Annotated in this window: 18 protein-coding genes; 9 read left to right on the forward strand and 9 right to left on the reverse strand. The window is 49.0% G+C overall.

The genetic code is table 11. The annotated features are described in order from the left end of the window. Nucleotides 1–75 precede the first annotated feature (75 nt). On the forward strand, nucleotides 76–1512 hold the full coding sequence (locus tag ACJAZW_RS10040; protein WP_415157636.1) for a mannose-1-phosphate guanylyltransferase/mannose-6-phosphate isomerase: 1437 nt from the start codon (nucleotides 76–78) through the stop codon (nucleotides 1510–1512). Between the two features lie 170 nt (nucleotides 1513–1682). Further along, on the forward strand, nucleotides 1683–2609 hold the full coding sequence (locus ACJAZW_RS10045) for an ornithine cyclodeaminase family protein (protein WP_415157638.1): 927 nt from the start codon (nucleotides 1683–1685) through the stop codon (nucleotides 2607–2609). Nucleotides 2610–2618: 9 nt separating this feature from the next. Here ACJAZW_RS10045 and ACJAZW_RS10050 read toward each other — a convergent pair whose 3' ends face one another. The 3 genes from ACJAZW_RS10050 to ACJAZW_RS10060 form a co-directional block, all read right to left on the reverse strand. Continuing rightward, on the reverse strand, nucleotides 2619–3887 hold the full coding sequence (locus tag ACJAZW_RS10050; protein ID WP_415157640.1) for a TCR/Tet family MFS transporter: 1269 nt from the start codon (nucleotides 3885–3887) through the stop codon (nucleotides 2619–2621). Nucleotides 3888–4011: 124 nt separating this feature from the next. Next, entirely contained in the window at nucleotides 4012–5223 is a 1212-nt protein-coding gene (locus ACJAZW_RS10055) for an FAD-dependent monooxygenase (RefSeq protein WP_415157642.1), read from the reverse strand. A 12-nt stretch (nucleotides 5224–5235) separates the two neighbouring features. Then, a complete protein-coding gene (locus ACJAZW_RS10060) occupies nucleotides 5236–5481 on the reverse strand; it encodes a zinc-finger domain-containing protein (protein ID WP_415157644.1) in 246 nt (81 codons plus the stop codon). A gap of 165 nt (nucleotides 5482–5646) precedes the next feature. Between ACJAZW_RS10060 and ACJAZW_RS10065 the strand changes: the two genes are divergently transcribed. The 4 genes from ACJAZW_RS10065 (at nucleotide 5647) to ACJAZW_RS10080 (ending at nucleotide 7968) form a co-directional block, all read left to right on the forward strand. Beyond that, on the forward strand, nucleotides 5647–6405 hold the full coding sequence (locus ACJAZW_RS10065) for an alpha/beta fold hydrolase (RefSeq protein ID WP_415157646.1): 759 nt from the start codon (nucleotides 5647–5649) through the stop codon (nucleotides 6403–6405). 68 nt (nucleotides 6406–6473) lie between these two features. Next, nucleotides 6474–7310: a serine O-acetyltransferase gene (gene cysE, locus ACJAZW_RS10070; RefSeq protein WP_415157648.1), complete on the forward strand. Its 837-nt coding sequence runs from the start codon at nucleotides 6474–6476 to the stop codon at nucleotides 7308–7310. Continuing rightward, nucleotides 7282–7662 carry a hypothetical protein gene (locus tag ACJAZW_RS10075; protein ID WP_415157650.1) on the forward strand — a complete coding sequence of 127 codons (381 nt, stop codon included), beginning with the start codon at nucleotides 7282–7284 and terminating at the stop codon, nucleotides 7660–7662. The genes cysE and ACJAZW_RS10075 overlap by 29 nt, the downstream gene beginning before the upstream one ends. A gap of 87 nt (nucleotides 7663–7749) precedes the next feature. After that, nucleotides 7750–7968: a DUF3126 family protein gene (locus ACJAZW_RS10080; RefSeq protein WP_415157652.1), complete on the forward strand. Its 219-nt coding sequence runs from the start codon at nucleotides 7750–7752 to the stop codon at nucleotides 7966–7968. 261 nt (nucleotides 7969–8229) lie between these two features. On the opposite strand, the gene ACJAZW_RS10085 is transcribed toward ACJAZW_RS10080, so the two are convergent. Further along, nucleotides 8230–8784 (reverse strand): hypothetical protein, encoded by a 555-nt coding sequence (locus ACJAZW_RS10085; protein WP_415157654.1) that lies wholly within the window; start codon nucleotides 8782–8784, stop codon nucleotides 8230–8232. A 216-nt stretch (nucleotides 8785–9000) separates the two neighbouring features. On the opposite strand from ACJAZW_RS10085, the gene ACJAZW_RS10090 reads away from it, so the two are divergent. Both ACJAZW_RS10090 and ACJAZW_RS10095 read left to right on the forward strand, forming a co-directional pair. Continuing rightward, nucleotides 9001–9324, forward strand: a complete 324-nt coding sequence (locus tag ACJAZW_RS10090) for a DUF6949 family protein (RefSeq protein ID WP_415157655.1) — start codon at nucleotides 9001–9003, stop codon at nucleotides 9322–9324. Nucleotides 9325–9328: 4 nt separating this feature from the next. After that, nucleotides 9329–9847, forward strand: coding sequence for a gamma carbonic anhydrase family protein (locus ACJAZW_RS10095; RefSeq protein WP_415157656.1), 519 nt, complete (start codon nucleotides 9329–9331; stop codon nucleotides 9845–9847). Nucleotides 9848–9963: 116 nt separating this feature from the next. On the opposite strand, the gene ACJAZW_RS10100 is transcribed toward ACJAZW_RS10095, so the two are convergent. The 3 genes from ACJAZW_RS10100 to ACJAZW_RS10110 form a co-directional block, all read right to left on the reverse strand. Then, on the reverse strand, nucleotides 9964–10578 hold the full coding sequence (locus ACJAZW_RS10100; RefSeq protein ID WP_415157658.1) for a transglutaminase-like cysteine peptidase: 615 nt from the start codon (nucleotides 10576–10578) through the stop codon (nucleotides 9964–9966). A 181-nt stretch (nucleotides 10579–10759) separates the two neighbouring features. Beyond that, nucleotides 10760–11377 carry a PilZ domain-containing protein gene (locus ACJAZW_RS10105; protein ID WP_415157660.1) on the reverse strand — a complete coding sequence of 206 codons (618 nt, stop codon included), beginning with the start codon at nucleotides 11375–11377 and terminating at the stop codon, nucleotides 10760–10762. 86 nt (nucleotides 11378–11463) lie between these two features. Next, nucleotides 11464–12120 (reverse strand): PAS domain-containing protein, encoded by a 657-nt coding sequence (locus ACJAZW_RS10110; protein WP_415157662.1) that lies wholly within the window; start codon nucleotides 12118–12120, stop codon nucleotides 11464–11466. A gap of 203 nt (nucleotides 12121–12323) precedes the next feature. On the opposite strand from ACJAZW_RS10110, the gene ACJAZW_RS10115 reads away from it, so the two are divergent. Further along, nucleotides 12324–13061, forward strand: coding sequence for a rhomboid family intramembrane serine protease (locus ACJAZW_RS10115; RefSeq protein ID WP_415157664.1), 738 nt, complete (start codon nucleotides 12324–12326; stop codon nucleotides 13059–13061). On the opposite strand, the gene hisI is transcribed toward ACJAZW_RS10115, so the two are convergent. Then, nucleotides 13058–13513: a phosphoribosyl-AMP cyclohydrolase gene (gene hisI, locus ACJAZW_RS10120; protein WP_415157666.1), complete on the reverse strand. Its 456-nt coding sequence runs from the start codon at nucleotides 13511–13513 to the stop codon at nucleotides 13058–13060. The two genes, ACJAZW_RS10115 and hisI, sit on opposite strands and share 4 nt — an antisense overlap. A 38-nt stretch (nucleotides 13514–13551) precedes the next feature. Continuing rightward, nucleotides 13552–13843: GTP cyclohydrolase I (gene folE, locus ACJAZW_RS10125; protein WP_415157668.1), on the reverse strand; the 292-nt coding region annotated here is incomplete at its 5' end.

Below are 13843 nucleotides of genomic sequence, written 5' to 3' on the forward strand. Positions count from 1 at the left end.
GCGGCAATTCAGATTTGCATTGAATTGGAATTGGCTATATTCGATATTCTTTGAGTTGAAATTTGGAGTGTTTTTATGGCGGGCGTCGATAAGCGGATTGTACCGATTATTCTTGCTGGGGGTAAAGGCACACGACTTTGGCCGATTTCGCGCTCGGCGCGGCCTAAGCAATTTCTAAACCTTGCGGGCGACAATTCCCTTTTTCAACAAACGCTTACACGTGTTTCTGACAGTGCGAAATTTGCCGCACCTATCGTCATCACGAATAATGAATATCGTTTTTTGGTGGCAGAACAGGCGCTAGAGGCTGGTGTGGATCTTGGCGGTATTCTACTCGAGCCGGTGGCCCGCAACACAACAGCGGCAGTTTTGGCTGCCGCTAAATTTATGGCAAGTACAAGCAACGAAGACACATTGATGTTTGTTTTGGCCTCTGATCATCGGATTGTTGAGGATGCGGATTACGCCGCCGCAGTTGATGCCGCTGCAGCTTGTGCTACGGCCGGCAACTTGGTGACGTTTGGTATTCAGCCAACTGAGCCCGCCACTGGCTATGGGTATATTGAGCAAGGTGTGGCCATTGCGAATGGTGGATTTAAAGTCGCCAAGTTTGTTGAGAAACCAGATCTTGTGGTTGCGGAGCAGCTTGTTGCGGGTGGCAAACATTTTTGGAACTCAGGCATGTTCTTGTTTGAACGTGACGTGATCATGTCTGAGTGTGAAAAATTAGCGCCTGCGGTTGCATCTGCTGTCGCGTTGGCGGTTGAGAATGCCGACAAGGACCTCGATTTTGTTCGTCTTGATGAGGCATCATTTTCTCAATCACCTGATATCTCGATTGATTACGCGATTTTTGAAAAAACCGACAAGGCAGTTGTGGTGCCTGCGCCAATCATTTGGTCGGATCTTGGCAGCTGGGACGCCGTTTGGAAGGTGGGCGCGCAGGATAGCGCTGGCAACGTCGCGGTTGGCGACGTATTGCTTTCCGAAACTAAAAACTCTTTAGTTTATTCTGAAACAGGCCAAGTGACGGTGAGCGGTTTAGACGATGTGGCGGTCATTGTCAGTGAAGATGCGATTTTTGTTGGCGCTCTAAGTGAGGCGCAAAAAGTCGGGGCTTTGGTGAAGGTTTTGCGCAGCGACAAACGCACGGCGCCGCTAACGGAGACCCACCGCACATGTTACCGTCCGTGGGGCGGCTATTCATCTTTGGTCATTGGCAATCGCTTTCAAGTGAAGCGGTTGTTTGTGAAGCCGGGCAAAAAGCTCTCACTGCAAAAGCACCATCATCGGTCTGAACATTGGGTTGTGGTGAGCGGCACAGCCGAGGTGACGATTGATGACAGTGTGCAAACCCTTAGCGAGAACCAATCAGTCTACATTCCGCTCGGCGCTGTGCATCGCTTGGAAAATAAAGGCAAAATCTTGCTCGAATTAATCGAAGTACAAACCGGTTCCTATTTTGGTGAGGACGATATTGTGCGGCTTGAAGACGAGTTTGGCCGCGTTTAACCGCATAATCCACATTTGAATTGATTAGGCACCGCAGGTTGAATTTCTTGCGGTGTTTTCTTGTTGGCATAAATTGGATAAAATATACAACATCAGACGGATTGTTTGAATTCAATCTTGATTTGTGTTGGTGAGTGCTGTCGACTGAGAAAAAACTAGGGACCTGGCCGATGAATATACCATTCATTTCAATTGATGATATTGAACACAAATTGAGTTGGCGTGAGGTTGCGGATGCTATTTTTGCTGGCCACAAGCAAGAAAGAGCGCGTCTAGGTGATTTGGCGCTGGAGCGCGGCACACAATCCATGCTCAACCGCGCGGCTTGGATTGACGGGCTAGGCTTGGCGCTGAAGTCGGTAACGATTTACCCCAACAACGCGGAGCGCTTGCCACCTTTACCCACAATCGATTCGGTGGTGGTTTTGTTTGACGATGAAACTGGGGCGATTAAAGCACTCATCGACGGACAGTTGGTGACCAAATGGAAAACCGCCGGGGACAGCGTGTTGGGTGCGCGTTTGTTGGCCCGGCCGGATGCTCGAAATTTGCTCGTCGTGGGCTCTGGCATTGTCGCGAGCTCGCTTATTGATGCTTATCGCGAGGTTTTTCCCGATCTTGATCAAATCTCTGTCTGGAGTCGTAACGCAGACAATGCGCGCATTTTGGCTGACGCACAAAACTGCACTTCTGTTGTAGATTTAGCGGAAGCGGTTGCGAGTGCGCACATTATCACTTCGGCGACGATGGCGCGCAGCCCTGTGATCTTGGGCGAGTGGGTGCAGCCGGGCACACATGTGGACCTAATCGGTGCGTTTCGTTTGGATATGCGCGAGGCGGACAATGAACTGATGCGCAACGGCAAAATATTTGTCGATTCGCGGGAAACAACAATTCACGATATTGGGGAACTGAGCATTCCTATTTCAGAAGGCGTGATTTCTGAGAGCAACGTGCTTGCTGATTATTACGACTTCGCACAAGGGACCGCCAAAGGACGCATGAATGCCGACGACATCACCATTTTCAAAAATGGTGGCGGTGCGCATCTCGACTTAATGGTTGCCAAACTGATTTATGACAAATGGTCTAATTGAGTTCAGACCCTAGCCTTCTTGATCAGTTCGGCTGTCGCTTTTGGGCCGGTGTGACATCAAACCTGATCGCCAAGTTGCTTGGAGGAAAATGATTGCCCCAACGACAATTGCGATGCCAGAAGCAAAGAATGCGACGCCTGGGAAATACCCGTGTGAGTCCGGCGACAAGGTGAAGAACGCGAATAATTGAGTTGCCGCTAGCGGTCCCAAAATTGCCGTGATGGAATTCACAGCGTTCACGCCGCCTTGCAGCTCACCTTGGGCGTTGTCGTCAACGCGGCTGGACATTAATCCATTTAGACCAGGGCCAACAAAACCGCCGAGCGCGCCGGGCAATAGGAAAATGTATAGCCCAACTGCTGTGTCGATAAAGGCCATGCCGAAAAAGCCTATAGTGGCAAAAGCAAGACCTGCCACCACAGTCCATAGTTCACCGAAAAGTTTGATCGCAGGGCGCATGAGTGCGCCCTGAACGACGGCAAACATGATGCCGAATACGGACAGCGAAATACCGATTTGGGCCGGGGTCCATTGGAAGCGTTCTATTGTAAAAAAGCTCCAAATGCTGGGGTAGGCCTGCCCGGCGAGCGAAAAGAAAAACAAAACGCCGAGAAACGAAATTACAAATGGAAATTTTTTCAGTGATTGGATGGTGCCGATTGGGTTCGCGCGTTTAGCATCGAACCGACGTCTTTTGCGCTTGCCCAAGCTTTCCGGCAATATGAAATAGCCGTAGACTAAATTGATAAAGGCAACAGCGGCGGCTACAAAAAATGGCACGCGCGTGCCAAATTCGCCCAACTGCCCGCCGATTGCCGGGCCAATGATAAACCCGGCCCCAACGGCCGCGCCGATAAGACCAAAGCTTTGCGCGCGCTTTTCTTTTGGCGTGATGTCCGCAATGTAAGCGGTCGCTGTGGAAATGGCTGCGCCCATAATGCCTGCGACAATGCGGCCGATGAACAGCCAGATAATTGTTGGCGCGAAGCCCATCAGTAAATAGTCAAGCGTGAGACCCAACAGGGACGCCAGCAAAACTGGGCGTCGACCATATCGATCTGATAGGTTTCCCAAGATTGGAGAAAAGATGAATTGCATCAGCGCGTAAGCTGATATCAGGAATCCACCATAGGCGGCAGCGCTTGAAACTCTTTCGGCGGTGAGTTCTTCAAGCAGTCCCGGCAAAACTGGCACAATAATCCCTAGCCCTAGAATGTCTATAAATACGGTGATCAATATAAAGATCAGCGCAAGGCGCGGGTTTTTCACACCAGTCATGGGAATCCTAAGGCCTAGTTGATTTAGGGTGCAATTGACACGTCAGATATAGGAAAGGCAAGCGCAATTAATCAATTGCAAGCGCTTACTTTTGATCGGAACTATACGCCAAATCCCAAAGTTTCTAGTTTGTCAGTGCCTGTGGTCCCACCAGACCCTCGAATGGGTCATGGGCATATATCCAATCAAGGCGCTCCAGGTGGCCTTGGGCGCTTTTGGCTGAAACAACCGCATCACGTCCCCAACTCAAAGGCGGTGACATGTGGAACACAAATGCGTTTTTTTGCGACTGGTCTTGCACTTTGTTTGCTCGTGGTTGACGAAGGTTTTGCCATTTACCAAACGCCGTTGCATTGTCTGTTTCGCTCGCCAAAATTGCAGCCAACAAGCCCGCATCTTCAATCGACATGGCCGCGCCTTGCGCTTGGAATGGCAGCATCGCGTGCGCCGCGTCGCCAAGAATTGCAACATTGCCTTTATACCAAGTATTAGTTTTTACACCGAACAAAGGCCACGCTGTCCATGGATCAGAAATTGATTCCATTATCGAAGATAAGCGGTTGTTTTTACGCAAAGATTTGTTGCTTATCTCTGGCGTGTCGCTGTCTTCCAGCGGTAAAGAAAATTCGGTAACAAGGACAATGTTGAACTGCTTGCGTTGCTGCAGCGGGTAGACCACCATATGGTAATCGGGTCCCCAAAATAGTGACGTGCGTTCTGTAGAAAGAATGCCGCTCAACTGCTCAATGTTGGCCATCGCGCGCCATGCAACATAGCCAGTATATTGTGGTGGTTTACCGCCCAGTACGTCGGTTCGGGTGACAGATCGTACGCCGTCGGCGCCCAAATGCGCACGGGCCGTCAGCGGATAACTTGGTTTGCCGTCACGCTCAATTATGACGGAAACCGCGTCACCGAGGTCTTCAACACGTGTCTGAGTTGCACCAAAAAGAATCTCAATGTTTGGGAATGCTTTGGTGGCTTTGTAAAGCTGCTGGGCAAGGTCTGCGCGATGCATCACCGCATAGGGTGTGCCATCATAGCGATCTTTGGCAAATTGCCCAAGCGTGACTTGCGACAGGGGATCTGGTTTGCCGTGGCGGAAAATATCGATGCCTTCGGGCTCAAAGCTATGCGCACAAAGTGCTTTGTCCAGGCCAAGTTCGTTGAGCACCCGGCGGGCGTTGGGGCTAATTTGCAACCCAGCGCCAAATTGCGAAATCTCGTGGTGCTGTTCCGCGATGACCACGCGGAACCCAAATTTTGCGAGTGCCAGTGCCAGTGTTAGACCGGCAATGCCTGCCCCATTGATTGAAATCGTTTTGTCGGGGCCCATATATTCCTCGTTTTACGCTTTGTGGGCGTCGTAAACTGCTTCTTTTGGAGAAGATGCTGCGGCGCTCAAATTGCCATTGTGAATGTAGTGCGTAGAGCAGTAGGGACACACAATGTCGTTGTCATGGCCCATATCTAAAAAGATATGTGGATGATCAAACGGCGGCAACGCGCCAACACATTTGAACTCTTTGGAGCCAATTTCGATCTTTTGGACGCCCATTGCGTTATGAAAATGTGGTGTCGTTCCGTGTGCCATATTGCTCTCGTCTTTTCAAAAATGGTATCGTGACAAATCAGGTCGAAACATAGCCAAACCCAACTGCGTTGACCAGCCTATAACGGTTGGCAATCAAGTTGACAATTTGCCAAAACACATTTTGCTGATATTGAGCGCTGTAAATGCAACTAAATAGGGTCCAAAATGCCGCACTTTCAATCTGAGGGTTATGAAATTGCCTATTCCATTTATGGCGAAGGGCCGTCTATTCTGCTGGTTCACGGCTTTGGATCGAACGGCAAAGTCAATTGGGTGGACACTGATTGGGTCGACTATTTGGTGCGCGCTGGTTATCGCGTGATCACGATTGATAATCGTGGGCATGGTAAATCGCAAAAAATCTATGATTCGGACGCCTATCCCTCAAGTGAAATGGCCAAAGATTCGGTCAATCTGATCAAATATCTTGGCCTAAAAAACATCGCGATTATGGGCTACTCGATGGGCGCGCGCATATCGGCTTATGTGTCGATGACGGCGCCTGAATTGATCAAGTGTGCGGTGTTTGGCGGTCTTGGCGAACGCATGACCATCGGCATGACGACGTCGGGGGTGATTGTGGACGCTTTGCTTGCGCCAACGCTTGAGGAAATCAAAGACAAAACCGGCCGCATGTTTCGGATTTTTGCTGACCACACCAAAAGCGATCGCCGGGCGCTTGCTGCATGCATGGCATCGTCGCGCCAGCGCATCACCGAAGAAGAAGTGGGCAAAATTGATCTGCCTGTGTTGGTTGCCGTTGGTAGTGAAGATGAAGTTGGCGGCCGACCAGAACCGCTGGCAGCGCTCATGAAACAGGGCGAGAGTTTTGTTATTGAAGGCCGCGATCACATGCGCGCGACGGGGGATAAACAGTTTAAGCAATCTGTGCTATCATTCCTTGAGCGGCACTATCCAGTTTAGTGTGCTAATAGGCTGGTAATCTTGCTTGGATTGCCCATATTGATTTGAGTTGAAAGTGGAGAGTTTCGATGGCTGAGACAAAGCTGCAATCGCAAAAACCAACAATCGTTGACCCGGTTTGGCGCGCTATTTGCCGTGATGCTGAGCAAATGATGGCGAGCGAACCGGCTTTCTCAGGCTTTGTTATTGCCAATGTGCTCAATCATGAGCGGGTCGAAGAAGCGATTGCCTATCGCATTTCAGAATTGCTGGACTATCGCGATATGCCTGCGGCAATTATCCGCCGTGCCTTTTTTGATGTGTTGCGTGAACACCCAACGATTGCTGATCACATTCGTTCGGATTTGGCCGCGACGCTGGAACGCGATCCAGCATGCAACCGAGCAATTGATCCTGTGCTTTTCTTTAAAGGTTTCCAGGCGATCCAAACCTACCGATTTGCCCATGCCCTGTGGAATGCGGGGCGAAAAGATCTCGCAAAATACTTGCAGAGCCGTGCCTCGCAAGTTTTTCAAGTCGATATTCACCCCGCCGCCGTTATTGGCCGTGGCATCATGGTGGATCATGCAACGGGATTGGTGGTTGGTGAAACCGCTCGGGTTGGTGACGATGTGTCTATACTTCATGCCGTAACGCTTGGTGGTACTGGCAAAGAAGATGGCGACCGCCATCCAAAAATTGGTTCAGGCGTGATGATTGGGGCTGGCGCAAAAATATTGGGCAACATTTCTATTGGCGACTGCGCAAGGATTGCAGCGGGTTCAGTAGTTCTAAAGGATGTGCCTGCTAAAACCACAGTCGCTGGCGTCCCCGCCAAAGTCGTAGGGGAGGCCGGTTGCGCCCAACCTGCATCCAGAATGGACCAGATGATTGTCGATGATAACGGTACACCCACCTCAGATTGAGCTTTCTCAAACAGAACAAAGACTACTCGATCAGATTTGGATGGACGAAGAGCAACTTGCACGTGTTAAAGTCCGTCCTCCGGAATTCGCCGACCAATATTCTCCCGATTTTGTTAGTTTTGATCCTGACGGTAATCAGCTCGAAAAAACTCAATTTGTTACGAGGACGATTGAGCGAACAGTGACCAAGCTAAAACGTCTTTGGGGGCATTTTGGTTCAAAGAACAGCTGTTGCCTAGCCTATATTTGTGAATATGATCGCGGGCAAACCGATATTTGCATGGCATTATGGATCGAACGTGACGGGGCGTGGCGAAAAGCATTTCACCACGAGAATGCAAATTTCGGGTAAAATGGGGAAAACCAAACTAGCTGTTGAGCAATTTGTTCAAATAGTTAGGTTCGCCCATAACTTTCAACACCAAAAGCGGTGGTTATCATGACCAAACAAGAAATTGAAATTCTCACGAAATATTTGCGCGGCAAATTTGGTAACCCAGCGTTTGAAGTTCGGGCGCGGCCGAACAAAAACGATTCAGCTGAAGTCTATCTGGGCGAAGAGTTTATTGGTGTTATGTATTTAGATGAAGACGAAGGCGAACGTTCTTACAATTTCCAGATGGCAATTCTTGATATAGATTTGGAAGACTACGCCTAGGGCCTGGACTCAATTGAGAAAAGGTCTGGATTGGGTGCAAAATAGACTGATTTGAGGAGAGAAACGAAAGCGATTCTCATATCGGTGAGGCTTTTCGACGCTGAAGCAGCCTGTTTTGCACCCAACCCGAAAGGCAGCATTCAATTTTGCCAGTTTGTCGTTGAAATATCCTCATTGACAGCAAGTCAATTCGGCTTATTTCGCCTAAATCTGATCAAAATTGAACTGCTGTCCAGATCATTTCTCAATTGAGTTCAGACCCTAGTTTAAGGTAAGTGTTGCCAGTTGCTTGTCTAAAGCCACTGAGAACACGCGCCAATTTGGTAGCACTGAATCTTCAAACTGAATAAGCGCGGAAACGCGCTTATTGACCAAAACAGTCGTGATGCAGTTTTTTGCATTGTCGGGTGCGGTTTTTTCAGTCAGACATTTTGCGACAAATGGATTGGCGCTCAAAGCGTCATACCAAATCGTCTCATCTTCAAATCCAGCCTCGTTTCGCAGTTTTTTGACGACAAGCCCATATTTTTGCTCTGAGGGACCTGAGGCAAAATTGTGGATGTAAAGTGCATCCAACAGATATGCACTCGGGGCCGCTTGGGATGCGGGGAGCAAGGTTACATTGACGGCATTTGATTGACCGTTGACCTGCAATTCGAGCCGCAACTCGAGAAAATTCAGCATATTTTCTTTTGGTTTAAACTGAGTTTCAATCCAAGATTTTGGCGCATGCAGCTTTGATGCAGCAATTGAAAACTCTACGCTTTCTTCTGTTTCGACTGCGCGCGTCTCGCCAGGCACTTCAAAAAAATCCAAACTGTACACAATTCCCAAGCCGACAAGACTTAGAACAATGCAAAGTATGAGTATGTTGGTCCCCAAACTGTTTTTTGTTTTTGGTAAATTGTGTTTTGGCATTTCATTCCAAATCTGGCGTTAACCATTTCCCGTGGTCTTGCGTGACAATTGATAGACGCAAGAATATGTTTAACAAAAGGTAAACGCGGCGATGCGTTTTGGCGGGAGATGGTTGTGGCTAACGAATTTTTGATTTCACTATACATTATTGCGGTTGGAATGGCCTTTGCGGGCGGCGCGACCTATTTTTATCAGTGGGTGTGGAAACAGGAAGCCATGTTGCGATTCGACGGTGAGCATGTGTTCGCCACCATCGCGCATCTTATGATGAGTTTTGTCTGTGGGCCGTTTATCATGCTGAATATGGGCTGGCGTCGCGACAGTGCAGGGGGTCTGCATGTTAGCCAAGCCTTGTTGTCGGCGTTTATTGCGTTTGGCTGGAGCTTTATCGTCGGGCTGTTTTTCCTCTGGTTCTACATTGGCATTCTAGGGCTATAGAAGCGTGATTTACTCTTTTGACGGTGTGGCGCCGGAACTATCGCCTGATGCATTTGTGGCTGATAGCGCGGACCTTATTGGCAAGGTAATTGCCAAATCCAAATCAAATATCTGGTTCGGTTCTGTCCTACGTGGTGACATCGAGCCGATTTTTGTTGGCGAAAATGCCAATGTTCAAGACCTTAGTGTGATTCATACCGATGCAGGCTATCCAGTGGAGATTGGCGCGCATTGTACAATCGGGCATCGTGCGATTTTGCACGGATGCATTTTGGAAGAAGGTGTGCTTGTTGGCATGGGCGCGACGATTATGAATGGGTGCGTAATCGGCAAGGGCTCAATAATTGGCGCAGGGGCGGTTGTGACTGAGGGTCAGCAAATCCCCCCATTCTCCATGGTTTTAGGTATGCCCGGCAAAATCAAAAAAGAGCTCGATCCGACTTCTTTCAAAGATCGTATTGCGCACGCGATGGGATATGTAGATCGTGGCCAACATTATTTGAGCGCGTTAAAGAAAATCTAAAAAACTGTGTCCCTAAACGAGCCAAAGACCAGCCTCGGGGAAAGCTGGTCTTTGTGTTTCGACCGGTGTCAGGGTTGGAAGTTTGGCCGAAATTTTTGTAAAAATCTGTACAGTGCTTATTTGCTGGCCACTGTAATTGGTCTGTGGTCCGCTAATTCCATCCAGCGGCCTGCATGAACTTGCGACTGTCGTTTGACGTAGACATATGGTGTCTCGCTCCAAACTTTGATTAGGCCTTCAAGGTTGTCCAATATCATATCACCTCTGTCGGTGCGCACGGTGAGAACAGCGTGTCCTTCGCCTGACCTCTGGACGACAACTGTCACCAGCAGTGTGCTTGGCGGCCAGCCTGCATCAATCAGGGCCTTTCGCTTAGCAAGGACATAGTCTTCACAGTCGCCATATCCGCGCGGGTAGGTCCAAAACTCCTCGGTCTGGTACAGATCAATATCGCTAATGGGTTTGATCTCTGTATTATATTTTGCATTGATGATCAGAAGTTGCTGCCATTTTTCTTGCGTTAGTTTTTCGTAAGAAACGAACTCAGCGTTTTTCTGGCATTCCAAAGGTCGCGTCTGACAAAACTGCGCGTGTCCCACTGGAATGGAGGTTTCTTTGATCTCTGGGGCGAAAGCCACATTTGTTGAATTGGCAAATACCGGTGTTGTAAGTGCCGCCGCTGCGACCAATCCGATAATGCATTTGCGTAGTAGTTGGTTTAGATTTTCCATTTGTAGTCTCCCTGACGAGGACCACTATGGAGATTGGAAATTTCGGTCTTGAAAAATAAAACGGCAGAGTTTTATTCAAAAACAATGGGTTAGATTCGGGTATTGTTAAGCATAACTATGCCGTGGACATAAAAAAGCCCGCTCAAATCAGCGGGCAAATAGCGACGTCAAATTGTGATTATTATTCGGAGCGCAGGTTCGCCTGAACGACATTGAATATTTCTTGCACCGATGAGAACTCTACGGCGATGCCATCATCGAAATGGCGGACAACGGTTGACCGCATTCGACCGAGCGTGATGCGTGTGCCCATTGCGGGTTTAACATCAATCTCAACGGCAGCACCGGACAGCGAGATATCGACAATTTTACAGCGATAATTGCGACCATCTTCCAAAATGATGCGAGAATGGCGAATATCTGGGATTTGGCGCTCGTGCCGTCGATCTTCGGGCAGGTCGAGAATGTCTTTGTTGGCAAACCATGTAAGTTGCGCTGCCAACTTTTCGCGCTTGCGTGGTGATGCGTTTACGCTCACCATGAAGCCGCCTTCTTCTTCTGCTTGTATCGTGCCTTCGATGCGCCCAAGGTGGTCGATATAGGCGATCACCCGTTCACCGATCTGGCCGATTTCTGGAGCAATGAGGATTGCTTCACCCGGAGACATATCGACGACTTGGCAAGGAAATTCGCGTCGATCAGCTAACATGTATCGACCCAGCAAAGATATTTTTACGCGCTGAAATCTTCCAGGCTCAACCTGAGAAAATGACGCTGCTTGCGTTGCGTGGGTTTGCATAAGGCTGTTTGCCACTTGTTCTGATCAACTGTACCCACGATAGCATTCGTTTAGTTAACCGAGTGTAATGGCAAAAGTAATTTTGGCTATTGTTTGCCGCCGTCGATTACTGACAAGTGTGCGTAACGTCTCGCATTGAAGCCATATACTTTGGCGCTTTGCCCAAAATCGGTGCGAATGTCGATCACATCTTCGGGTTCAGCGATGTCAATATTTGTGCTCAGATCACTTCCCCCGAACTCAGTCTTATGATCGTCTGGCCAGATTAAACGGAGCCCGGAAATACGTTGTTCCATAATGGGTTGCGTGCCAAACCAGAGAGGTTCATCGAATGCTGTGATGGACCCAATGATGCGGTTATTCGTAGCGCCATTGTGGCGAAGCGGTAATAGCAGAGTTTCAAAAGTTAGCTGCGCATTGTGTTGACTTGTTGCGTTGAACGTCACAAGTGCAGCGGCGTGATCGTCTGTAACGGCTTTGATCAGTGTCTCTATGGCGTCTTTGTCGCGTCGATGCCAAAGGTCGATGAAGGAGCGGTTTTTTAGTTCACGGCAGTAGGTTGAACAAATGTGAGAGCCAGCAAGCCGAAAATTAAACGTCTCTTGGTCTGGCGAGGCCTCCAGAATAAATGTGTTTGCCAATGCATTGCGAATTTTTGTTGGGTCCACGTCGCGACGCTCGGGCGCGCTACGCGTGCCGCGCAGTTCGTTCCAATATTTGTAGAGCCGCTGCGTACTTTGCATTTGCATGTTCGTCATTTCCCCGCATCAATCCAGCTGGCACCGTTTACATCGGCGCTCAGTTCGGCCTCATTCGTTAAAATCTGTGAATCCAATTTGCCTGAAATCGACACAAAAATCGCCCTTAAAGCTTTATTAAGGTTAACGCGCGCAGCGGCTGTGGAAAAGTCCGAAAAGAACGGGCATAAGGGGGCAAAGGAGCATTTATGAATCTACCCCCTGGTCATGACGGTGAGAATAAAGATCGTGCAAATCCGCCGGCTTTTAATCTGCCTGTTATCGTGGCAGCCACAATAGGATTATTGTTGCTTATTCATGTGGCAGCACAACTGATGCTGTCGCCCGATGCCTATCAACAATTCTATCTGCAATTTGGCTATGTAACATTGCGTGATCAACTGCCCGAAGAAATGCGGGGGGGTGAGTTTGCACGCTACTACACTTTGTTTTCACACGCTTTTTTGCACGTTGGGTGGCAACATCTGATCTTCAATTTGGCGTGGTTGGCTGTGTTTGGTAGTCCGGTTGCGCGCCGATATGGCAATATTGGGTTTATTGCTATTTACCTATTTGGCTCAGCGATAGGTGCCCTTACATTTGCCGCCATTTCAGGCGCTGGTTTTACGATACTCATTGGTGCTTCTGGCGCTGTGTCGGCATTCATCGGGGGGGCAACACGATTCGTTTTTCAACCGGTCGATATGCATACCGATCCAGTAACCGGTGAAGTGCGTGTGCTTGGGCGGAAATTGGCCAGTTTGATGGATATTGTTAAGAATAAGCGCGCCCTAAGCTTTGCAGGCTTTTGGTTGGGTCTTAATGTCTTGTTTGGATTGATGCCAGGTATTTTGGGGGTGAGTGGATCTATTGCATGGCAGGCCCATTTGGGCGGTTATGTGGCCGGATATTTCATGGTGGCGTGGCTGGAGAAGCGTGCGTTTTAGCCTTGGGATTTGTACTTTTGGGCTGGATCAAATAGCGGCGGCATATCTAAGGTTTCAAGCTGCAGTTTGCCGTTCTGAGCGACCACTTTGCGATAGAGGCAGGATTTTCGGCCCGTGTGACAGGCGGCACCTGTTCCGGTTTGGATGGCCAATATTTGCAAAATATCTTGATCGCAATCCGTACGCATTTCCACAAATTGCTGTAATTCGCCGGAACTTTCGCCTTTTTTCCAAAGGGATTGGCGCGAGCGGGAATAGTAATGAACAAAGCCGGTTTCGAGCGTGAGGCGGATTGATTCTTCGTTCATATAGGCAGCCATCAGCAATTCATTGGTGTTGGCGTCGCACGTGATGGCGAGAATGAGGCCGTTTTGATCAAAACTTGGCGCGAAAACGTTGCCTGTTTCCAATTCAGACTTGCTCATTGTTTTGGGGTCCGGGAAATCAGGCATAGCGCTCTCATATCAAGGCTGGCAAACGTTGGCGAAACCTAGCTTGTTTTCATATTCAACAGTGAAAAGAAGCGTTGTTGTTCAGCGGTCTCTTCAGCAAATACGCCGGTAAAACGCTGCGTGATTGTTGATGCGCCGTGTTTTTTGATCCCACGCATGGACATGCACATATGCTCCGCCTCAAGCAAGACTGCGACACCACGCGGGTTCAATGCTTCATTTATTGCATCAATGATTTGCGCGGTTAGCGTTTCTTGTGTTTGCAGGCGCCGGGCAAAGATATCGGTGACGCGGGCAAGTTTTGATAGACCAACGACGCCATCGATAGGC

The sequence above is a fragment of the Maritalea sp. genome, from assembly GCF_047634455.1.
Classification (GTDB): domain Bacteria; phylum Pseudomonadota; class Alphaproteobacteria; order Rhizobiales; family Devosiaceae; genus Maritalea.